This is a genomic window from Facilibium subflavum (assembly GCF_003574485.1).
In the GTDB taxonomy this organism is placed as follows: domain Bacteria; phylum Pseudomonadota; class Gammaproteobacteria; order Francisellales; family Francisellaceae; genus Facilibium; species Facilibium subflavum.
The window spans coordinates 1-21,101 of the sequence record NZ_QLIT01000033.1 but is presented as its reverse complement, the minus strand read 5'-3'; the positions used below and the strand labels follow the sequence as shown (position 1 = coordinate 21,101).

Annotated in this window: 20 protein-coding genes; 16 read left to right on the top strand and 4 right to left on the bottom strand. The window is 40.2% G+C overall.

Annotated features, from left to right (window positions below; genetic code table 11):
- Positions 1 to 106: 106 nt before the first annotated feature.
- The 5 genes from hemA (at position 107) to serS (ending at position 6,283) form a co-directional block, all read left to right on the top strand.
- A complete protein-coding gene (hemA, locus tag DNK84_RS03005; RefSeq protein WP_119343093.1) occupies positions 107 to 1,360 on the top strand; it encodes a glutamyl-tRNA reductase in 1,254 nt (417 codons plus the stop codon).
- A complete protein-coding gene (gene prfA / locus DNK84_RS03000; RefSeq protein WP_119343092.1) occupies positions 1,361 to 2,452 on the top strand; it encodes a peptide chain release factor 1 in 1,092 nt (363 codons plus the stop codon). It begins immediately after the preceding gene.
- Positions 2,445 to 3,296 carry a peptide chain release factor N(5)-glutamine methyltransferase gene (gene prmC, locus DNK84_RS02995; protein ID WP_119343091.1) on the top strand — a complete coding sequence of 284 codons (852 nt, stop codon included), beginning with the start codon at positions 2,445 to 2,447 and terminating at the stop codon, positions 3,294 to 3,296. Before prfA ends, prmC begins: the two co-directional genes overlap by 8 nt.
- 151 nt (positions 3,297 to 3,447) lie before the next feature.
- Positions 3,448 to 5,007: a 2,3-bisphosphoglycerate-independent phosphoglycerate mutase gene (gene gpmI / locus DNK84_RS02990; RefSeq protein ID WP_119343090.1), complete on the top strand. Its 1,560-nt coding sequence runs from the start codon at positions 3,448 to 3,450 to the stop codon at positions 5,005 to 5,007.
- A gap of 1 nt (position 5,008) precedes the next feature.
- Entirely contained in the window at positions 5,009 to 6,283 is a 1,275-nt protein-coding gene (gene serS, locus DNK84_RS02985) for a serine--tRNA ligase (RefSeq protein WP_119343089.1), read from the top strand.
- 11 nt (positions 6,284 to 6,294) lie between these two features.
- Here serS and DNK84_RS02980 read toward each other — a convergent pair whose 3' ends face one another.
- Positions 6,295 to 7,038 carry a glutathione peroxidase gene (locus DNK84_RS02980; RefSeq protein WP_119343088.1) on the bottom strand — a complete coding sequence of 248 codons (744 nt, stop codon included), beginning with the start codon at positions 7,036 to 7,038 and terminating at the stop codon, positions 6,295 to 6,297.
- Positions 7,039 to 7,478: 440 nt separating this feature from the next.
- The gene (locus DNK84_RS02975) at positions 7,479 to 8,156 is read right to left on the bottom strand and encodes a thymidine kinase (RefSeq protein ID WP_235826808.1); all 678 of its coding nucleotides are present in this window, start codon (positions 8,154 to 8,156) and stop codon (positions 7,479 to 7,481) included.
- A 36-nt stretch (positions 8,157 to 8,192) separates the two neighbouring features.
- Between DNK84_RS02975 and DNK84_RS02970 the strand changes: the two genes are divergently transcribed.
- Positions 8,193 to 8,795, top strand: a complete 603-nt coding sequence (locus tag DNK84_RS02970) for a transglycosylase SLT domain-containing protein (RefSeq protein ID WP_162902178.1) — start codon at positions 8,193 to 8,195, stop codon at positions 8,793 to 8,795.
- A 23-nt stretch (positions 8,796 to 8,818) separates the two neighbouring features.
- On the opposite strand, the gene pta is transcribed toward DNK84_RS02970, so the two are convergent.
- Together pta and DNK84_RS02960 are read right to left on the bottom strand one after the other, a co-directional pair.
- On the bottom strand, positions 8,819 to 10,909 hold the full coding sequence (gene pta, locus DNK84_RS02965; RefSeq protein ID WP_119343086.1) for a phosphate acetyltransferase: 2,091 nt from the start codon (positions 10,907 to 10,909) through the stop codon (positions 8,819 to 8,821).
- A 12-nt stretch (positions 10,910 to 10,921) separates the two neighbouring features.
- Entirely contained in the window at positions 10,922 to 12,079 is a 1,158-nt protein-coding gene (locus DNK84_RS02960) for an acetate/propionate family kinase (RefSeq protein ID WP_119343113.1), read from the bottom strand.
- A 186-nt stretch (positions 12,080 to 12,265) separates the two neighbouring features.
- Here DNK84_RS02960 and hypA point away from each other — a divergent pair, with 186 nt between their 5' ends.
- From hypA to DNK84_RS02910, 10 genes are all read left to right on the top strand, one after another.
- The gene (gene hypA / locus DNK84_RS02955) at positions 12,266 to 12,634 is read left to right on the top strand and encodes a hydrogenase maturation nickel metallochaperone HypA (protein ID WP_119343085.1); all 369 of its coding nucleotides are present in this window, start codon (positions 12,266 to 12,268) and stop codon (positions 12,632 to 12,634) included.
- Between the two features lies 1 nt (position 12,635).
- Positions 12,636 to 13,364, top strand: coding sequence for a hydrogenase nickel incorporation protein HypB (hypB, locus tag DNK84_RS02950; protein WP_119343084.1), 729 nt, complete (start codon positions 12,636 to 12,638; stop codon positions 13,362 to 13,364).
- A complete protein-coding gene (gene hypF / locus DNK84_RS02945) occupies positions 13,365 to 15,629 on the top strand; it encodes a carbamoyltransferase HypF (RefSeq protein WP_235826807.1) in 2,265 nt (754 codons plus the stop codon).
- Complete coding sequence (locus DNK84_RS02940; RefSeq protein WP_119343083.1) at positions 15,620 to 15,847, top strand: HypC/HybG/HupF family hydrogenase formation chaperone; 228 nt, start codon at positions 15,620 to 15,622, stop codon at positions 15,845 to 15,847. Before hypF ends, DNK84_RS02940 begins: the two co-directional genes overlap by 10 nt.
- Positions 15,847 to 16,944, top strand: a complete 1,098-nt coding sequence (gene hypD, locus DNK84_RS02935) for a hydrogenase formation protein HypD (protein ID WP_119343082.1) — start codon at positions 15,847 to 15,849, stop codon at positions 16,942 to 16,944. Before DNK84_RS02940 ends, hypD begins: the two co-directional genes overlap by 1 nt.
- A 4-nt stretch (positions 16,945 to 16,948) precedes the next feature.
- A complete protein-coding gene (hypE, locus tag DNK84_RS02930) occupies positions 16,949 to 17,977 on the top strand; it encodes a hydrogenase expression/formation protein HypE (RefSeq protein WP_119343081.1) in 1,029 nt (342 codons plus the stop codon).
- Positions 17,978 to 17,990: 13 nt separating this feature from the next.
- A complete protein-coding gene (locus DNK84_RS02925) occupies positions 17,991 to 19,097 on the top strand; it encodes a 4Fe-4S dicluster domain-containing protein (RefSeq protein ID WP_119343080.1) in 1,107 nt (368 codons plus the stop codon).
- Positions 19,094 to 19,945, top strand: a complete 852-nt coding sequence (locus DNK84_RS02920; protein ID WP_119343079.1) for an FAD/NAD(P)-binding protein — start codon at positions 19,094 to 19,096, stop codon at positions 19,943 to 19,945. The genes DNK84_RS02925 and DNK84_RS02920 overlap by 4 nt, the downstream gene beginning before the upstream one ends.
- 3 nt (positions 19,946 to 19,948) lie before the next feature.
- Positions 19,949 to 20,758 carry an NADH-quinone oxidoreductase subunit B family protein gene (locus tag DNK84_RS02915; protein WP_119343078.1) on the top strand — a complete coding sequence of 270 codons (810 nt, stop codon included), beginning with the start codon at positions 19,949 to 19,951 and terminating at the stop codon, positions 20,756 to 20,758.
- Positions 20,755 to 21,101, top strand: a 347-nt coding sequence (locus DNK84_RS02910) for a nickel-dependent hydrogenase large subunit (protein ID WP_208123242.1), incomplete at its 3' end; no start/stop codon positions are given. The genes DNK84_RS02915 and DNK84_RS02910, both read left to right, overlap by 4 nt.

Here is a 21,101-nt window from a genome sequence, read left to right as displayed (position 1 = left end):
GCAATATTGACCAGTGCTTCTTGATCATAGACCTTTTTATTTTTTGTGGTACAATACGCACTAAATTTGATCAAAGCAGTAATTACATAGGATTCGTAGGCAACTCATGGCGCTGATTTCATTAGCAATTGATTACAAAAAAGCCTCCTTGGCAGTACGTGGCGCGTTTTCATTGGAAGGTGAATTGCTCCCACGCTATCTTGCTGGCTTAAATGCGCAAGCTGGTGTCAAACAGGCAATGATTCTATCAACATGTAATCGAACAGAAATTTATGTGGTTTTAGATAAGCTTACTGATTTAGATCATGTTATTCATTGGTGGCAAATGCAAGCTAAGCGTCAAGATTATGATTTGAAGTCTTATCTGGTTGTTAGACAAGAATCACACGTTGCACAACATATGATGCGCTTGGCTTGTGGTTTGGAATCAATGGTTCTAGGAGAGCCTCAAATTTTAGGGCAATTAAAGCATGCATATGCCGCTTCTATGGCAGCAAAAAGTTTAGGTGGTGAGTTAAACCGTTTGTGTCAGAAAGTGTTTTCAGTTGCCAAGCGTGTGCGCTACCAGACAGATATCGGACAGTGTCCTGTTTCTGTTGCTTTTTCAGCCATGACATTGGCCAAGCAGACACTTGATCACTTTGAGGATAAACACATCGTCATCGTTGGTGCAGGCACAACAGCAGCACTGGTTGCCAAACATTTATCATCGTGCGCACCGCAAAAGTTATCGATTGTTAATCGAACTTTAGAAAAAGCGCAAGTATTAGCACAAAGAGAAAATGCGCAAGCCTATCCATTAACAGCGTTAGATGCGCTTTTATCACAGGCAGATATCGTTGTTACTGCGGTAAATACAACTTCTCCAATTATTACAAAAAACATGTTGGCAAACCGACAAAAGCATTGTCTTTTGGTCGATTTATCAGTGCCTTGTGCGGTGGCGCCACAGATAAATGAGCTCACACATATTACCGCTTATTGTGTTGATGATATTCAAGGTGTGATTGAAAATAACAAAATTTTGCGTCAAAAAGCAGCCTTGCGTGCAGAGAAGTGGATTGAAAAAGGGTTAAATGAATATATTAATCAGGAAAAAGCTATTGTTTCTGAAAGCATGATTAAAGCGATGCGCTCTCAAGCCAAAGAAATTGTTGAAGATGAGCTTACACGTTCATTACGCCGTTTGGAAAATGGTGAAGATCCTAAGATGGTGTTGGCAAGGTTTGCGCATGGTGTGAAAAACAAATGGCTGCATACCCCGAGTGTTTCATTGAGAAATGCGGTAGTGGAAGGACGAAATGATATTTTAGATCATGCTCAGGAAATATTTGGGTTACAAACAGGAAACAAAAAATAAATGAAAGAATCAATTAAAATAAAATTGCGCCAGCTTCTGGAACGCCATGAAGAAATTGGTGTTCTTTTGGGTGATGCCGATATTATAACTAACCAAAATAAATTTCGTGAGCTGTCAAAAGAGTATGCGCAGCTAGAACCAATCGTTGAAGTATTTACAGCATACGAGAAGGCGCAAGAAAATAAATTAAGTGCCAATGAAATGCTAAAAGAAAGTGATCCTGAAATGCAGGCTTTAGCAAAAGATGAGCTTGATATCGCAAACGAAGACATTGAACGGTTATCACAACAATTAGAGGTGTTATTGCTTCCTAAAGATCCCAATGATGATGCCAACATATTTTTGGAAATCCGTGCGGGCACCGGTGGCGATGAGGCAGCAATTTTTGCTGGAGATTTGTTTCGCATGTACAGCCGCTATGCAGAGATTAAAAAGTGGAAAGTTGAAGTGGTCAGCCGTAGTGAAGGCGAGCATGGTGGCTTTAAAGAAATTATTGCAAAGCTTTCAGGTGATGCAGTATATTCACATTTAAAATTTGAATCAGGTGCGCATCGCGTTCAACGCGTGCCGGCAACTGAGTCACAAGGCCGTGTACATACATCAGCCTGTACAGTAGCAGTCATGCCAGAGGTCGATGAAGTAGAAGGTATTGATATTAATCCGGCTGATTTGAAAGTCGATACATTTCGTGCTTCAGGTGCCGGTGGACAGCATGTGAATAAAACAGATTCAGCAATCCGTATCACACATCTTCCAACAGGGGTTGTGGTTGAATGTCAGGATCAACGCTCACAACATAAAAACAGAGCCCAGGCGATGTCGATGCTACAGGCAAAGTTGTTACAAGCTGAAATTGATAAACAACAAAAAGCCCAAGCCAGCCAAAGAAGAAGCCTTGTTGGCAGTGGGGATCGTTCAGAGAGAATACGCACTTATAATTACCCACAAGGGCGTGTTACCGATCATCGCATTAACCTGACTCTATATAAACTAGAAGAGGTGATGCAAGGTGATCTTGATGCGATTATTCAGCCATTAACGCAAGAGCATCAAGCGGATTTATTGGCACAAATGGCAGAGGAAAATGCCTAAAACGATCGAGGCAGCGTTGTCAATAGCTAAAAAGGCATTGATGGCAGTATCAGAAACCCCGGATTTGGATGCAAGGCTGTTATTGGCGTTTGTGCTGGATGTAGATACAAGTTATCTTTATACCTGGCCAGAGAGAATGCTGACAATGAAACAACAAGGTGACTTTGAACAACTGGTTTCTCAGCGTACGCATGGTAAGCCAGTTGCCTACATTACCGGCTGGCAGGACTTTTGGTCTTTACGCTTAAAAGTCAATGAAGCAACTTTGATTCCAAGGGCTGATACCGAGATTATCGTTGAGGTGGTTTTACAGAAATTTTCAACAAGGAAAGCATTATCTGTGTTAGATCTAGGGACAGGCAGTGGTGCGATTGCGTTAGCATTAGCTTTTGAAAAGCCTGATTGGCAAATCACAGCAACGGATATTTCAACTAAAGCCTTGGCAGTTGCTAAAGACAATGCAACACGCTACGGATTAGCAAATATCACTTTTATACAAAGCCACTGGTATGAAAATTTGCAGAATCAGCGTTATGATGTCATTATTTCAAATCCACCTTATATCGAGCATAATGATGTGAATTTATGTCTATATGTTAAAAAATATGAACCAATGCCTGCACTGATTTCAGCACAAAATGGTCTGGCCGATATCAAAGAGATTATTAAAAAAGCGCCATTGCATTTGCATCCAGATGGCTTTATGATTATTGAGCATGGGTTTGAACAGGCGCATGCGGTAGAAAAAATTTATCGGCAGTTTTGCTTTGAATCTGTTCAAACACATTGTGATCTATCAGGTCATAAGCGTGCAAGCTCTGCTGTATATCCTGCTTGTAAATAATTAGCGCTATAGGAAATCAGCCTGTTAATGTTGTGACTAAGGCAAAGAAAGAGGCTATAACGTAAACTTTATAAAACTATACGACCACAATGCTGGTATTTTATATTAACTCACAATACAATATTCCCATTATGATTTCTTGGAGAGGCATATGCAGTCCAAACAAAAAAAGCCCACGGTTTTATTGATTTTAGATGGCTGGGGTTATAATGAAAATACACAAAATAATGCAATTTATAATGCAAATACACCAAACTGGGATCGAATCTGGCAGGATAATCCACATACATTAATCAATGCCTCAGGTTTAATGGTCGGTTTGCCAAAAACACAGATGGGTAACTCAGAAGTCGGCCATATCAACATTGGCTCAGGACGTGTTGTGTATCAGGAGCTTACACGTATTGATAAAGCCATTGAAGATAATACATTTAATGATAATCCTGTTTTATGCAGCACCGTTGATAAGGCTGTTAATCAAGGAAATGCGGTGCACATTATGGGGCTTTTGTCACCAGGTGGTGTGCATTCACATGAGTCACATATTCAGGCAATGGTCAAATTAGCCGCACAAAAAGGCGCTAAAGAAGTCTATGTGCATGCGTTTTTAGATGGGCGTGATATGCCGCCACGATCTGCAGAACCATCAATTGAGGCAATGGATCAATTGCTTAACCAGTTAAAAGTAGGTTATATCGCAAGTGTTTCAGGTCGTTATTATGCGATGGATCGTGATAATCGTTGGGATCGAGTTGAAAGTGCATATAACGCAATGGTAAGTGGTCAATCTGAATTTGTAGCGCATGATGCATTACAAGCGTTAAAAAGTGCTTACCAGCGTGATGAGAATGATGAATTTGTGAAACCCACCGTTATTGTTAAAAATGGCAAAAAAGTAACCATAAATGATGGTGATGCGGTAATTTTTATGAATTTTCGCGCTGATCGAGCACGTCAAATGAGTCATGCATTTGTTGATAAGGATTTCACAGGGTTTAAAAGACAAAAACACCCACATGTATATTTTGCCACACTGACACAATATGCCGCAGATATTAATGCACCAGCAGCATACGCGCCAGAGAAGCTCACACAAATTTTTGGTGAGGTTATGCAGTTAAATCATTTAACACAGCTTCGTATTGCTGAGACTGAAAAATATGCACATGTCACTTTTTTCTTTAATGGGGGACGTGAAAAACCGTTTGAGGGTGAGGATCGCATTTTAGTACCATCACCGAAGGTGGCAACGTATGATCTTCAACCTGAAATGAGCGCTTATGAGGTTACCGATAAGCTTGTCCAGGCAATAAAATCTGGTAAGTATGATGCGATTGTCTGTAATTATGCCAATGCTGACATGGTGGGACACACCGGCAAATATGATGCTGCTGTCAAGGCAATTGAAGCATTAGATCACTGTATTGGTCAGGTTGAAAAAGCCGTGAACGAAGTTCATGGTAATTTGTTTATTACTGCAGATCATGGTAATGCTGATCAAATGGTTGATCCACAGACAGGTAAAGTACATACAGCGCATACAACAAATCCGGTGCCATTTGTATATGTTGGTGAGAAATCAGCACAGGTTGCCATAGACAATGGCAGGCTCTCAGATGTTGCACCAACACTTTTATCAGTAATGAACGTAACACAGCCAGCTCAGATGACTGGTACCCCTATTTTTACATTTAAAGACAAAGAGGCCTAATATGATTGACCCGAAATTACTTCGTAGTGATATAGAAAACATTGCTCAAGCGCTTAAAGTTCGTGGCTATGATTTAGAGGTTGCAGCTTTTCAATCGCTAGAGCAGCAAAGAAAAGCGCTTCAAGAACAAACACAGTCTTTACAGGCAACGCGCAATGCACAATCTAAAAAGATTGGCATGTTAAAAGCAAAGGGTGAAGATGCTTCAGTTATTTTAAAAGAAGTCAATGCACTGGGTGACAAGCTTAAAGAATCAGAAAATGAACTTAAGGGACTTCAGGCAAAAATAAATACACTGATTGCTGAGATCCCTAATTTGCCAGCAGAGAATACACCTGCTGGCAAGGATGAAAGTGATAATGTCGAAATTCGCCGCTGGGGCGTACCTAAAGAGTTTGATTTTGAAGTTAAAGATCATGTTGATTTGGCTGAAAATCTTGGTGGTATGGATTTTCAAGTAGCCGCAAAAATTACGGGAAGCCGTTTTGTGGTGATGCAAAATGAGATTGCCAGAATGCATCGCGCGCTCATTCAATTTATGCTTGATACCCATGTTTATGAGCATAATTATCAGGAAATGTATGTGCCTTATTTGGTGAATCATGATTCCTTATATGGAACAGGCCAGCTACCGAAGTTTTCAGAAGATTTATTTCATATTCAAGCAGCGGTTGATTATAGTTTAATCCCGACATCAGAGGTTCCCTTAACCAATATTGTACGCAATGAAATCATTGAAGGGGAAAAATTGCCATTGCGCTTTACCACGCATACACCTTGTTTTCGAAGTGAGGCGGGTTCCTATGGGAAAGATACAAGAGGCATGATTCGCCAGCATCAGTTTGAAAAAGTGGAAATGGTGCAAATTGTTGCACCAGAACAAGGACTTAATGCATTAGAAGAGATGACACAGCACGCTGAGACCATTTTACAAAAATTAGAGTTGCCATATCGTGTTATGCATTTGTGTGCAGGGGATATGGGCTTTTCAGCCAGAACAACCTATGATTTGGAAGTATGGATTCCTTCACAAAACACTTATCGTGAAATATCTTCATGCAGTTGGTGTGGGGATTTCCAAGCAAGAAGAATGCAAGCACGTTTTAAATCAAAACAGATGAAAAAACCAGAGCTTGTCCATACATTAAATGGTTCAGGTGTTGCAGCAGGGCGCGCACTGGTTGCAATTATTGAAAACTATCAGCAGGCTGACGGTTCTATTGTTGTGCCAGAAGTGTTACGCAAATACATGCAAGGGTTGCATGTGATTCAGTAAAGTGTGTATATTTATACTGCGACTGTTTGTTTAAAGTAGGCTTCTAATTGGTCAGCGCTACCGATATGCTGGCCTTCAATATAGATTTGTGGCACAGTTTGCTGACCGGTAACAGCGCGTAATGTACGCACAGATGCATTCTCGCCTAAAATGATTTCTTCAAAGGCAAGCGCATTTTCATGCAATAAAGCTTTAGCACGCGCACAGTGTGGACAACCTGGCTTTGTAAAAATAGTCACCTCTTTAGGCAATACACTGTTTGGTGCAATATAGCTTAGCATCGTATCGGCATCAGAGACTTCAAATGGGTCACCTGGCTTATTTGGCTCAATAAACATCTTGTCAATTTTGCCATCTTTAACAAGCATTGAATAACGCCATGAGCGCTTTCCAAACCCAAGATCTTCCTTGCCAACCAATAGTCCCATTTTCTCACTAAACTCGCCATTACCATCGGGAATGAATTGGATATTTTCAGCGTGCTGGTCTTTTTTCCAGGCATTCATGACAAAGGTGTCATTAACCGATAAACAAACAATTTTATCAATACCGTGTTGTTTGAAAATAGGGTATAACTCGTTGTATCTTGGCACATGTGAAGATGAACATGTTGGTGTGAACGCACCTGGTAAAGAAAATACGATCACGTTTTGGCCTTTAAAAATATCATCGGTTGATATGTCATGCCATTTGCCATCTTCAATAACACGGAAAGTAACCTGTGGTACATTTTGACCTTCTAAGTTTTTAAACATAATATTGTCTCCTTTAGCTGTTTTGTATAACAAGTTTTTTAATAACAAAGATAATTAATCTTGTTAATACCATCACAATTTGTATTGTGAATAAAAATCACAAAATAATCTACGAATGGTATATATCATCTTTATTGTGATTATCACTATACTAAAGTTTCATCGCGAAGTTAAATATATTATTTTTTTAAAAACTATAAGTAGAGCTTATAAAAGTATACCCGTCTAAATGCGTTTTATCTTATAAATTACTGAAGTTACGCGCTTTCCATTTTTATATATTACTTCAAGCACTTCTTATTCATTCTGCTTGGTTGGTCACATAAATATTCTCAGCGCCGCTATTATTCTTGCAAAGCAATGATGACAGCATTTTAATAAAAGGGCGCTGACCATAATTACCTTAGTTTGTTACAGCCGCCTGGCGTAAAGCATCTGCCCTACTCGTACTGTGCCTCTTTAAAATGCTTGCGGCAAACAGATACATAGCGCTCATTGCCACCGATTTCAACTTGCGCGCCATCTTTAATAACCTTGCCATTATCATCTAATCGAAGGACATGGGTTGCTTTTTTGCCACAGTGACAAATGGTTTTGATTTCAATCAACTGATCTGCCCAGGTTAAAAGGTATTTACTGCCTTCAAATGCTTCGGCACGAAAATCATTTCTAAGTCCATAAGCTAATACAGGAATATTTAAGTAATCGACCACATCGCTAAGTGACAGCACCTGCGCTTTAGTTAAAAATTGTGCTTCATCAACTAAAATACAATGAATTTTTTGTGTTTTTATAGATTGCTGGATGAGCTTATACAAATCTGTTGTCTGGTCATACAATAACGCATCTGCTGACAGCCCCAATCGAGATGTGATTTTCCCCGTACCGTAGCGATTATCAAATTTAGGGGCAAACAATAGCGTATTCATGCCCCGTTCTCGGTAGTTGTAATCTGATTGCAACAAGGTCGTGCTTTTACCTGCATTCATGGTTGAGTAGTAAAAATGTAATTTGGCCACAAGCTTTTTGGTTTTGATATTAACGCTAAGTAGGTTATACATTAACGGATTCACTAAAAAGAATAAATAAAAATCTAACCCGCGCTGGTCAATTGGCATTAAAGTAGCTAACCTAAAGGCTATACGAATAAAAATATCTCAACCATGTATCGAATTTTATTGCTTATAATAGGTGTTATAACATTAAGCGGTTGTATCACAGCACCGCCTGATAACATTGATAATGCATGTTCTATTGCGAAACAGTATCCCAAATGGTATTACGATTCACTGGATTCTTATAAAAAATGGGGTGTGCCAATCAGTGTTCAATGGGCGATTATCCGTAAAGAATCAAGTTTTATCGGTGATGCGAAAACGCCAATGGATTATGTATTGGGTTTTATCCCGATTGGTCGACAATCAAGTGCGTATGGTTATGCACAAGCGCTAGATGGTACGTGGGCGCATTATCAAAAAGAAACAGGCAGAGCCTGGGCTTCACGCGATGACTTTGCTGATGCGGTTGATTTTATTGGCTGGTATGGAGAGCGTGCGCATCGTTTGGCTGATGTCTCAAAGTCAAATACTTATGCGCTTTACCTTGCTTATCATGATGGTATTGCTGGATTTATAAAAAAAAGCTATCGGAATAATCAGTTTTTACTGAATTATGCCAGACAAACGCAAAAAGTGGCTTATAATTATGCTGCACAGCTTCGCCGTTGTAATATCCCATCTAGAAGCTGGTGGTGGTAGCTGTGTCTAGGCTTCCAAACAGACTACTTACTGCGTTGTGCCTGAATTGCGGTAATAGCAATGGTGTAGATGATATCATCTACTGTTGTTCCGCGAGATAAATCATTTACAGGCTTGTTAAGGCCTTGCAGAATAGGCCCGATGCTTAAAACCTTCGCACTTCTTTGCACGGCTTTATAGGTTGTGTTTCCTGTATTTAGATCAGGGAATATAATCACATTGGCACACCCTGCCACAGCGCTATCGGGTGCCTTGGCTTTGGCAACTTCAGGGACGGTAGCTGCATCATACTGCAAGGGACCATCGATAATAAATTCAGGATGACTTTGCTTGACAAGTAACGTTGCTTCTTTCACTTTTTCAACATCATCTCCACTGCCTGAGCTTCCAGTGCTATAGCTGATCATGGCGATTTTAGGCTCAATGCCAAATTGTGTAGCTGAGATTGCACTTTGAATAGCGATTTCAGCTAATTGTTGTGCTGTTGGGTCAGGGTTGACAGCACAATCACCATAGACCATAACCTGATCTTCTAGGCACATAAAAAATACGGATGAAACTAATGTGCAGCCAGGTTTTGTTTTAATGAGTTTAAAGGCAGGCGTGATTGTATGTGCTGTTGTGTGAGTGCTGCCGGCAACAAGTCCATCTACCTCGCTTTCTGCCAACATCATTGTTGCCAGTGTGATACCATCTTCTAAAGCATCTTGCGCCATAACCTCAGTCATGCCTTTGTGCTTGCGTAGCGCAACTAAAGGGGCAATATATCGGCTTTTAATAGTATTTGGATCGATGATTGTAAGAGACTGAGGCAGCTTAATGCCCTGTTTTTTAGCAATTATATGAATATTCTCAGGATTGCCGAGCAACAGGCAATCGGCAATATTTCTGTTTTGACAAAAACTTGCTGCTTTTAAAATACGAGGCTCTTCAGCTTCAGGTAATATAATGCGTTGTTTACGCTGACTTGCCTGTTTCGTCAAATAGTAGCGAAATGCAGCAGGTGACATTTTTTTGATAATAGCCGAAGATAATTTCTCCTCGATTGGTTTTATATCAATGCACTCCGCAATTGAGTGTTGCAGCATTTCAAGGCGCTCAATATCGTCTTGTGGTATACCCGTATAATCAATGCTTGCTAGTTTTAAGATAGTGCTGACACTCTTGTTTTGGGTCGAAAGGATAGGCAGTTTAGCTTTTTGCGCAACTTCCAGACAAAACGATAGCATTTCTTGGTGAATATGGTAAGAAGCGGTTAACAAAAGCCCTGCCAGTGGAATGCCTTTTTGTGCTGCAAAACAGGCCGCCATCATAATGTCTGCGCGATCAGCAGAGGTAACAATAAGCGTGCCTGGATTGAGTTCTTCAAGTATGTAGTTAATAGAGCGTGAATACATGGTAATCGTTTTTACTCGGTGACCTTGATCACCTTCACAAAGCGTTTTGGCCTTTAAGAGACGTTTAATATCACCAATGCGTGGATAAGTTAAGCGATCCTGCCACTGAGTGATACCTAAAAGTGTTAAATGCTTTAATTTAAAAATAGGTAAATTAGCAATATCACTTTTGTTTAAAGTTTTAGCCAAAGGTGGTTTTTGTTCATCAAGAAGACTGAAGTAGGTTTGACCATCATTATCAACAGGTGCATTGAGCTTGGTAATAATTGCGCCAATAATACTTTGTTTATCAATTTGTGCCTGAGCAAAAGTTAGTTGAGATTCAATTTCGCTGAGGGCTTTTTTGCCCTGATGTGTAATTAAAATCACATAGGCATTAAAGGCACGCGTCAAAGTGATATTAAAGGTTTTGCTAAAGTCATTTAGCCATAAAAAATCACGATTATTGCTGTTTTTAATAAAGGTTCCCGTGATCAACACAATATCTGCATTTGCCGTTTTTTCATCATGTTTTTCAAGTAGTAGTTCAAAAAATTCTTTGATCTGATCATTGCGAAAGTATGCCTCTATTTCTTGCGGACTAATTCCACAATCTTTTAAGGGGTTAAAGGTAGCAACCTTATAACCATGCTGCATAAGGCTATACTGAAGTCCAAGTTGTAGTGAATACAGGCCAACACCTCGACCTGTGGGCAGAAGTACGATAGGTAATGACATCGTTTGCCTCCTTTAAAGTGTTAATTGTCTGGTTTGTTGAGCAATCATTAGCTCTTCATCTGTGGGGATGACCATAATCCGATGACTGTTAGCTGCCTGTATCTCATGACTTTGTTTACAAGGAGTTTGATTTTTTTGTTCATCGAGTAAAAAGCCAATATTGCTCAACCTTTGAATAGCATTTTGGCGCACACGCGCACTGTTTTCACCAATGCCACCGGTAAAAATTAATCCATCTAAATTTTGAAAGTAAAGCAGGTAAGCGCTAATGTATTTGGCAATCCGATGACAAAAAATATCAAGCGCTAATTGTGCTTTATCATAGCCTTGGTCAACTTTTTTCTCGATTTCACGCATATCGCTTGCACCACAAAGTCCCAAAAGCCCGCTTTCTTTATTGAGCAATGTCATGATTTTGTCAATATCATAGTTAAGTAGATCTTTTAAAAAGCCAATGACCCCAGGATCGATATCACCACAACGTGTGCCCATCACCAGACCATCAAGTGGTGTAAAACCCATTGATGTATCAATGCTTTTGCCATTAATAATTGCGGTAATACTACAGCCATTACCAAGATGTGTGCTGATAAAGTTTCCACTTGATTTTCCAAGCACTTGTGCGGCCTTCATGCTGACATACTGATGACTTATTCCATGAAAGCCATATTGGCGGATATGGTATTTATGGCTTAAAGCATAGTCAATGGCATAAGTGTAAACAACAGGGGTAATTGTTTGATGAAAAGCCGTATCAAATACAGCAACCTGAGTGGCCTCAGGCAGCATTGTTTGTGCAAATGTAATACCTTGAAGATTAGCTGGATTATGTAAAGGGGCAAGTGGGATGATTTCTGTTAATGCTTTCATAACCACGTTATTCACGATAACTGGTCGAGTGAATTGATTTCCACCATGGACAACACGGTGGCCAACACTTTTAATATGGCTAAGTATTTTATATTGCCTTAATTTATCTTCAATTGCCTTAAAAGCACGTGCATAATCCCCATGGCTTAGTGGCATTTTGTCTTGTTCAAATGACATGTGACAGTTTTCTTGATTGATGTTATCGACAAGACCGGTATAAACGCGCTTAAGGTTGTCCTGCAAAAAGACAGAAAACTTAATTGATGAGCTGCCACAGTTAAGTATTAAAAGGTAATCCAAGGACATAATAAATGTCTTTATATAGAAATGATGTATGGGTTGATTATAAAAAATAAATGGACTGGTAGGAAGCTGGAACCACTATTATGCAAAATTTTCTTTAAAAACTTGCGCCAGATCAGTTTTTGACGCTAAGTCCGATGATTTTACTATTTTAAACTAGATTAATTGTGTTAGGATGAAGCAATGTTTGCACTATTAAAACATTTGATTATGCATGAATTTTCACTGTGTCAAAGCATCATAAAAATGGCAGAGGAAGTATGCAGCCAAACTCAGAGCCAAACTGTAAATAAGGTGTTTTTGCGAATTGGTACGCAAGCCGGTGTTGATATGGAATCATTGCGGTTTTGGTTTCCTGTTGCCTGCAAAGGCACCTTGTTAGCGCATGCAGCGTTATTTATTGACAGTGTTGATGCAATGGCTTGCTGTTGTGAGTGTAAGCAAAAGTTTTTATTACAAGTGCGCTATATGCCATGCCCGACATGTGGTAGTTTTAATCGCGATATTACTTGTGGGCAAGAGATGTTAATCGAAAAAATTGAGGTAGAGTGAAATGTGTATAACATGTGGCTGTCAGGATCATAGTGATCATCATCATGATCACAAACAACCTCAGCAAAGTATCCGCCTGGAGCAAGATATTTTAAAGATCAATAATCGTTATGCCAAGGCCAATAGATCACTGTTAGATGCTAAGAATGCTGTAGCGTTAAACTTTGTTTCAAGCCCAGGTTCTGGTAAAACAACGCTTTTGGAAAAAACGATTACTGGGTTAATAGCTAAAAGCCTAATTTATGTGATTGAGGGTGATCAGCAAACTGATATTGACGCCAATAGAATTCGCAAGGCAGGTGCAGATGCATATCAAATTAATACAGGCAAGGCTTGCCATTTAGATGCACATATGGTTGGACACGGTTTTGAACATTTTGATATTAAGCCAAACTCACTGGTGTTTATTGAAAATGTTGGCAACCTGATTTGTCCTGCGATGTTTGATTTAGGTGAGCATTATCGTGTGGCATTGATATCAACTACAGAAGGAGAGGACAAGCCATTAAAATACCCAGATATGTTTTATCATGCCGATGTGGTTGTCATTAATAAAGTAGATCTTCTCCCCTATGTTGACTTCGATATTAATCGCTGTATCGAAAATATCAAAAAAATTCGTTCAAAAGTAATGATATTTCAAACAAGTGCTAAAGATGGTTTTGGTATTAACGCTTGGTGCGATTGGTTGGGAAATCTGGTTAATAATACCAATCGGGTAACAGTCTGAGTGAATTTTAAAATGAAAGCCAGCAAAATTTCTATCAAAGGTGTTGTGCAAGGAGTTGGTTTTCGTCCCTTTGTCTATCGACTGGCTATAAAACATCAATTAAATGGCTATATTCAAAATACACCAGATGGTGTGGAAGTCGTTGTCAATACACAAAATACACAGCTTTTTATAGACGCGTTGAAGGCGAATTTACCACCATTAGCATCTATCCAATATATTAAGCAGCAACCCATCAAAGCGCCAGTTTTAGGTGAAGGCTTTCAGATTTATCAGACAAAAACGGGTAGCTCGGAAACAAGGATCCCAGCAGATGTTGTTATTTGCCAGGGTTGTTTGACTGAATTATTTGATAAAGAATCACGCTATTATTTATATCCTTTTATCAGTTGTACTAACTGTGGGCCACGTTATTCAACAGTGGTGTCATTACCATATGACCGAGCAGCAACAACATTTGATGATTTTACTTTATGCAATGATTGCAAAAAAGCTTATCAAAACCCTGGTGATCGCCGATATCATGCGCAGACAACTGCATGTAAAGCTTGCGGACCACAATTATCTGTGCTTTTTTGTGATATTGTCAAGGCGGTCCAACAGGGCCAAATCGTTGCATTAAAAGGTAATGGTGGCTTTCGTTTAATTGTTGATGCAAAAAACAAAAAAGCAGTTCAACGGTTGCGTGATCGAAAAAAAAGGCCACACAAGCCATTTGCTTTGATGGCATTAAACGTATCAAGCATAACCAGTTATGCGCCAGTTAGTGATAAAGAGGCCGAGCTGTTACAATCTGTGGCACGTCCGATTGTTCTGCTGGATGCATGTCGTGATAGACTGCCAGATTCATTGGCCCCAGGGTTAAACCAGCTTGGGTTTATGTTGCCCCAGTCACCTGTAGAATATTTGCTTTTTTATTATTTGCTAGGTCAGCCTACTGGCAGTCAATGGTTCGGTGATGCTAATGACATTGTGCTTGTAGCAACCAGTGCTAATTTTTCAGGTGGCAGCATTATTGCTAAGAATGATGATGCTTATACATTATTACCACAGATCGCCGATTTAATCGTGACAGATAATCGACAAATTGCGATGAAATGTGATGACTCAATTGTGCAAAGTGGTAAGAGTAGTACAAGCATAATTCGCCGGGCGAAAGGCTATGTTCCTGATATCATTAATTTAGGAGAAAAGCTTCCTGGTGTATTAGGTACAGGAGGGCTATTAAAAAATACTTTTTGTTTTATCAAAGATAACCATGCTTATTTATCACAGTACTTAGGTGATATGGATAGACAAGAAAACATTGACTATTTTCACCATGCTTTCAACCATTTTAAAAAACTGTTTGGCGTTGACTTTAAGGCAGTAGCCTGTGATTTACACCCAGATTTTTATACGACAGCTTTTGCACAAAGCCTTGATGTGCCGGTTTATCCAATACAGCATCACAAGGCGCATGCTGCATCTGTTATGGCTGAGCACCACCTTGATGAAAAAGTGTTGGCAGTAGTACTTGATGGTTATGGACTGGGTGAGGATAAAAGCGCTTGCGGGGGTGAGCTTTTTGTTTATAAGCCTGAAGAATATGATTTTACGCTTTGCGGCCAATTATCTCCAATGCAGTATTTCTCAGGTGATAAAGTACAGCGTGAGCCTTGGAGGATGGCATTGGCTTTGGCCAGACAATTTGATTTACCTATTCCTGATTCAATATTTGAAATGCCACTGGCAGGTCAGTTTAACCAGCTGTTGCAGGGAGTAAAGACAATACCAATGACAACAAGCTGTGGGCGGTTATTTGATGGTGTTAGCAGTCTATTGGCAGTGTGTCATATCAACACTTATGAGGCACAAGCGGCTATGCAGTTGCAGTCAAAGGTAAAAAAAATATTTACCGATAAGCACTTGTGTGCGATCAATAAAGAAAATCAACTTGAGATTGGACAGCTGTTAAAAGCCGTTCTCAATGCAAAACAGCAACGAGGCGTTGCCTATGCCAGTGGGTTGTTTCATGGCAGTTTTGCCTATGCTTTATATCGCTGGATTGAACAGCAATCACAAAAGACCGGTAGCGATAAAGTAATCTTAAGTGGTGGTTGTTTTCAAAATAAGTATTTATTGAGCACACTCTGTGAATATTTGCAGGCAGCAGGATTTAAAGTGTATCTGCCTAAAACACTTCCCTTTAATGATGGTGGTATCAGTTTGGGTCAAGCCTGGTTAGCAGGTAAGAAAATACAACAGGAGCAGTTATGTGTTTAGCAATTCCAGCGCAAGTAATAAGTCTTTTAGCTGATCAACGGGCACTTGTAGATATCGGCGGGGTACAAAAAGAAATTTCATTACAATTACTAGCTGAGCCGCTTGATGTGGGGGAGTTTGTGATTGTTCATGTAGGTTTTGCATTAAGCAAGCTTGATGAATTCCAGGCAAAGAAAACGCTGGATGATTTTAAAATCATGTTAGAAGAGGCAAAATAATGCGGTATATTGAAGAGTTTCGCCAGCCAAATCTCGCCCAAAAATTGGTGCAACAAATAGAAAAAGCGGTGATGAATAATAGAACATATCGTTTGATGGAGTTTTGTGGCGGACATACACATGCGATTCATCGCTATGGTATCAATAATTTATTACCGAAAAATATTCATATGATTCACGGACCAGGCTGCCCGGTATGTGTTTTACCAATTGCTCGTATTGATCAGGCTATTTGGCTGGCATTAAAGCAGGGTGTAATCTTTTGCAGTTATGCCGATATGCTGCGTGTGCCTGGGACACATCAAGACAGCTTGCTAAAAGCCAAAGCTCGTGGTGCGGATGTGAGAATGATTTATTCAGTTAATGATGCTTTAATGCTTGCCCGTACGAATCCGGATAAAAAAGTGATTTTTTTTGCCATTGGCTTTGAAACAACAACACCGCCAACAGCAGTAGCCTTGCAAACTGCTGAAAAGGAAGGGTTGGAAAATTTCCATATCTTCTGTAACCACGTATTAACGCCTGTTGCTATGCAGGCGATTTTGTCAGGTGATGATGTGCAGATAGATGGGTTTGTTGGGCCTTCGCATGTGAGCATTGTGATTGGTAGCGATGCCTATAAAACAGTTGCTGAGCAATATGACAAACCCATTGTGATTTCAGGCTTTGAGCCTTTGGATGTATTGCAATCGATTCTTATGCTGATTAAAATGATTAATACTGATGAACAGGGTGTTCAAAATCAATATATACGTGCGGTATCGACTAAGGGAAATATTAAGGCGCAATCACTTATCAAGCAGTATCTGGAAATACGCGATCGTTTTGAGTGGCGTGGACTTGGCTTTATTGGCCAAAGTGCATTAAAAATAAAAGATAGCTATGCACGCTTTGATGCTGAAAAAGTTTTTGAAGTCCCAGAAATTCACGGTCAAGAGCATAAGCAGTGCGCCTGTCCAGAAATATTGCGCGGTGCTAAAGCACCCAAAGAGTGTAAGTTATTTGGGCTTGCTTGTACGCCTGAAACACCAATGGGCGCTTGCATGGTGTCATCAGAAGGTGCTTGTTCAGCACACTATCAGTACTATTGGGAGTAATGAAATGGCAATAAAAATTAATTTCAAAAAAGATGTGATTGACCTTAGTATTGGGGCTGGTGGCAAATCGATGCACCGATTGATTGAGCAGTTAATGCAAAAAGCTTTTAACAATGAGTACTTGGCTAGGCAAGAAGATCAAGCTATTTTACCGGTGTTAAATGGAAAACTTGCTTTTACGACTGACAGCTATGTTGTATCACCATATTTTTTCCCTGGGGGCGATATTGGCAGTTTGGCAGTTTTCGGTACGGTTAATGATTTAGCGGTCGGTGGTGCCAAACCATTGTACTTATCAGTAGGGTTTATCTTAGAGGAAGGTTTGGCGCTTGCTGATTTAAAGACAATTGTGGAATCCATGGCTTTTGCCGCGCAAAAAGCTGGTGTGATAATTGTAACAGGTGACACAAAGGTTGTAGAAAAAGGCAAAGGCGATGGGATTTTTATTAACACCACAGGTGTTGGTGTCGTGAGTGATAAAACGGCTACTCGCCACACTTTGCAAACTGGTGATAAAATTATTATCAATGGTAATTTGGCTGAACATGGCGTTGCGGTGATGTCAAAGCGGGAGAATCTCGATTTTATGACAAATATTATAAGCGATGCTGCACCATTAAATGGCTTGATTGATTATTTGCTCAGTCATGATTGTCAAATAAAAACCATGCGAGACCCAACACGTGGGGGTGTTGCTGCAACACTTAATGAGTGGGCTAATCAGCACAGGGCAAGCATTTGTATCGATGAAACACATCTGCCGATAAGTACTGAGGTGCATTCTGCTTGTGAACTTTTAGGGCTGGATCCTTTGTTTATTGCCAATGAAGGCAAGGTTTTAATCATATGTAAGGCAGATGACGCTGAGCATGTCGTGCGCACTATGAAACAGCATCCTGATGGGAAGAATGCGTCGGTTATTGGTGAGATAACTAAAATCAACGACCAACCTCAGGTTGTAATGAAAACAGCTTTTGGCGGGATGCGTCGAGTTGACTGGTTGACAGGTGAGCAATTACCACGAATTTGCTAAGAAGGAGCAACTCATGAGCCAATATTATTTTTTACCCCATGAGCGAATAGACCACTTACTGGATTATCTCATGGCACTAGGTTATAACATCAAGGGGCCAACCGTTAAAGAAAACAGCATTGTATATGATGATATCGATAAGGCAGATCAGCTGCCTTGGGGGTATGTGGATAATCAGACACCAGGGCATTACCAAATCAGCAAAAATGATGAAAAAAAAGCCTTTGGTTTTTCTGTGCCTGTGCAGTCAATTAAACCTATGCTTTTTAAAGAAAAAGAAGTCCTCTGGCGCGTTAGTCGTGATGAAAGTGGTAAGCTTGCTTTTCACGCATCAGAATCAAAGAAAAAATATGCTATCTTTGGTGTTAGGCCTTGTGATTTACGTGGCATTGAAATACAGGATCGAGTTTTTATTGAAAATGCCTATCAGGATGTCCGTTATAAGCAAAGGCGTGAAAACTTATTTATTATTGCTGCTAATTGCACGAGCTGTCATCAAAATTGTTTTTGTGTGAGTATGGGAGATAGCCCTTATGCAGATCATGGATTTGATCTGGCTATGACCGAGATTGAGCATGGATTCGTGCTAGAGTCGGCAAGTGACCAGGGGCGCCAATGTGTTGAAACATTAGCATTACTTCCAGCAAGTGCAGATCAAACGCAAAAGGCGGCTGAAAATGTCGAATCTGTATTTGATAAACAACAAAAAACAATTCCAGAGCGCCATAAAGTTGAAAAAGTTCTAAAGAATTCCTGGGATCATGCACAATGGGATGATGTCGCCAAGCGGTGTTTGTCCTGTGGTAATTGCACACAAGCCTGTCCAACATGCTTTTGTCACACACAAAAAGATGCGCCAAGCCTGGATGCTCACCAGAGTGAGCATCTACGAGAGTGGGATTCCTGTTTTAGTCTGGATCATAGCTATACGCATGGTGCGCTATATCGACAAAAACTCTCTCAACGGTATCGGCAGTGGCTGATACACAAATTTGCAACCTGGCGTGATCAGTTTCGTACAAAGGGGTGTGTTGGCTGTGGGCGTTGTATTACATGGTGTCCAGTGGGTATTGATGTGACTGAGGAGATCAATGCAATTGTTAAAGGAGATGACCAATGATTTATTCACAAGATTCATATTTGCCTTTTGAAGCGGAAGTCATTGAATTTATTCAAGATGCTGATGATATTTTTACGCTGCGCTTGCAATTTGTTGATGCTCAATTACGCCAGCAATATCAGTTTTATCCAGGTCAGTTTAATATGATTTATCTTTATGGTGTAGGTGAAGTGGCAATCTCTATTGTTAATGATCGCGGTTTTCAACAGGATATATTTGAGCACACCATTCAAGTGGTTGGCCGTGTGACAAAGGGTATGGCAAAATTAAAACAAGGTGATCGTATTGGCATTCGTGGACCCTTTGGTAGTTGTTGGCCAATAGAAGCAGCCAAAGACAAACATGTTGTTATTATTACAGGTGGCTTAGGTAATGCGCCATTAGTGGCAGCAACGGAAGCCATCTTAAAAAATTATCAAAACTATCGAAGTATTTATATCATTCAAGGTGTGCGCCATGCCTCTGGTTTGATTTATCAGGAAAAATATACACGATGGCATAACAGCCCGCATGCCAAGGTAATCATTACGGCAACACAAGGTCAGCCTTTTGGCCCCTGGCAATGGTATAATGGGTTTGTGACATCAGCGATTGATGATTTAGATATTGACTATCAAGAAACCATTGTGATGAGTGTTGGGCCTGAGATTATGATGAAGAATGTTGCACAAAGTTTTATTCAAAAAGGCACGCCTGTTGAGCAGATTTTTATCAGCCTTGAGCGCAGCATGAAATGTGCGATTGGTCATTGCGGGCATTGCCAGTTGGGCAAGGAGTTTGTCTGTAAGGATGGTCCTGTTTATGCCTACTCAATGGTGCAACAATTACTTGAGATTCAAGGAGCCTGAGTTATGTCTCATGATAAATTAGCCTGTTTGCCAGAGAAGCCAACGCTGGCTGTGCATAAATTCAGTTCATGTGATGGTTGTCAGCTGGCATTCATTAATGATGGTTTATCACTGCTGGAATTAAGTCAGCTGGTTGATATTAAACATTTTGCCGAAGCAGGACCTGTAGATGAGGATGCACATGTTGATATTGCGATTATTGAAGGCAGTATCAATACCTGGCATGATGTACATCGCATTCAAAAAATTCGACAAAACAGTCACTATCTGATTGCTATGGGAGCTTGTGCAACCTCAGGCGGTATTCAAGCTTTACGCAACAATATTAATGCACAGACCTTTGATAAATGGGTTAAGGATATTTACCCACAACACACCGATGTTGTAAGAGAAGGCGAACTTGAAACAGCCAAGCCAATACAGGATTATGTTGATGTTGACTTTGAGATCAGGGGCTGTCCGGTAAGCTCACAACAGATGTTTGCAGCAGTCCGTCAGCTATTATTTAAGGTCGAGCCTGAAAAAGAAATCAATCCGGTTTGTGTGAGTTGCAAACATCGTGGGATTAGCTGTGTGATGGTTGCACATAATGAGCCTTGTTTGGGACCTGTAACTGCCGATGGCTGTAATGCTTTGTGTCCGGCAATAAATCGTGGCTGCTATGGATGTTACGGGCCAGCAAAATTTGCCAATTTTGATGCCATGACGACAAAGTTAAGGCAAATGGGGTTTACTGATGAGCAGATTCGCCATAAATATCACTTTATCAATAATCAACAAAATGGATTTAAAGCGGCAGGGGATAAACAATGAATAATGATCTAGATGGTACACAGGGTGCTTACAGCAAAAAAATCGAGGTGCCAATTTTGGCTCGTGTTGAAGGTGAGGGTGCTTTAGATCTTGAAATTCAGGGGGATGAAATTACCAAGTGTCATGTGCGAATCTATGAGCCACCAAGGTATTTTGAGAAATTCTTAGAAGGACGTGAACCCAATGAAATAATTGATGCAGTGGCTCGTATTTGTGGGATTTGTCCGATGGCTTATCAAATGAGCGTTGTCACGTTGATGGAGAAAGCTTTTGAGGTTGAAGTCCCGACTTTGACACTTTTCAAAGTTATCCACAGGTTTGAAGAAAGATATTTTTGCTCAGG

Coding starts and splice junctions, on each gene's coding strand:
- prmC (WP_119343091.1), top strand. CDS start 2,445: ATGCCTAAAACGATCGAGGCAGCGTTGTCAATAGCTAAAAAGGCATTG.
- DNK84_RS02980 (WP_119343088.1), bottom strand. CDS start 7,038: ATGTTTAAAAACTTAGAAGGTCAAAATGTACCACAGGTTACTTTCCGT.
- hypA (WP_119343085.1), top strand. CDS start 12,266: ATGTTTGCACTATTAAAACATTTGATTATGCATGAATTTTCACTGTGT.
- serS (WP_119343089.1), top strand. CDS start 5,009: ATGATTGACCCGAAATTACTTCGTAGTGATATAGAAAACATTGCTCAA.
- hypB (WP_119343084.1), top strand. CDS start 12,636: ATGTGTATAACATGTGGCTGTCAGGATCATAGTGATCATCATCATGAT.
- hemA (WP_119343093.1), top strand. CDS start 107: ATGGCGCTGATTTCATTAGCAATTGATTACAAAAAAGCCTCCTTGGCA.
- DNK84_RS02975 (WP_235826808.1), bottom strand. CDS start 8,156: ATGCCAATTGACCAGCGCGGGTTAGATTTTTATTTATTCTTTTTAGTG.
- gpmI (WP_119343090.1), top strand. CDS start 3,448: ATGCAGTCCAAACAAAAAAAGCCCACGGTTTTATTGATTTTAGATGGC.
- pta (WP_119343086.1), bottom strand. CDS start 10,909: ATGTCATTACCTATCGTACTTCTGCCCACAGGTCGAGGTGTTGGCCTG.
- DNK84_RS02940 (WP_119343083.1), top strand. CDS start 15,620: ATGTGTTTAGCAATTCCAGCGCAAGTAATAAGTCTTTTAGCTGATCAA.
- hypD (WP_119343082.1), top strand. CDS start 15,847: ATGCGGTATATTGAAGAGTTTCGCCAGCCAAATCTCGCCCAAAAATTG.
- DNK84_RS02925 (WP_119343080.1), top strand. CDS start 17,991: ATGAGCCAATATTATTTTTTACCCCATGAGCGAATAGACCACTTACTG.
- DNK84_RS02920 (WP_119343079.1), top strand. CDS start 19,094: ATGATTTATTCACAAGATTCATATTTGCCTTTTGAAGCGGAAGTCATT.
- hypE (WP_119343081.1), top strand. CDS start 16,949: ATGGCAATAAAAATTAATTTCAAAAAAGATGTGATTGACCTTAGTATT.
- prfA (WP_119343092.1), top strand. CDS start 1,361: ATGAAAGAATCAATTAAAATAAAATTGCGCCAGCTTCTGGAACGCCAT.
- DNK84_RS02915 (WP_119343078.1), top strand. CDS start 19,949: ATGTCTCATGATAAATTAGCCTGTTTGCCAGAGAAGCCAACGCTGGCT.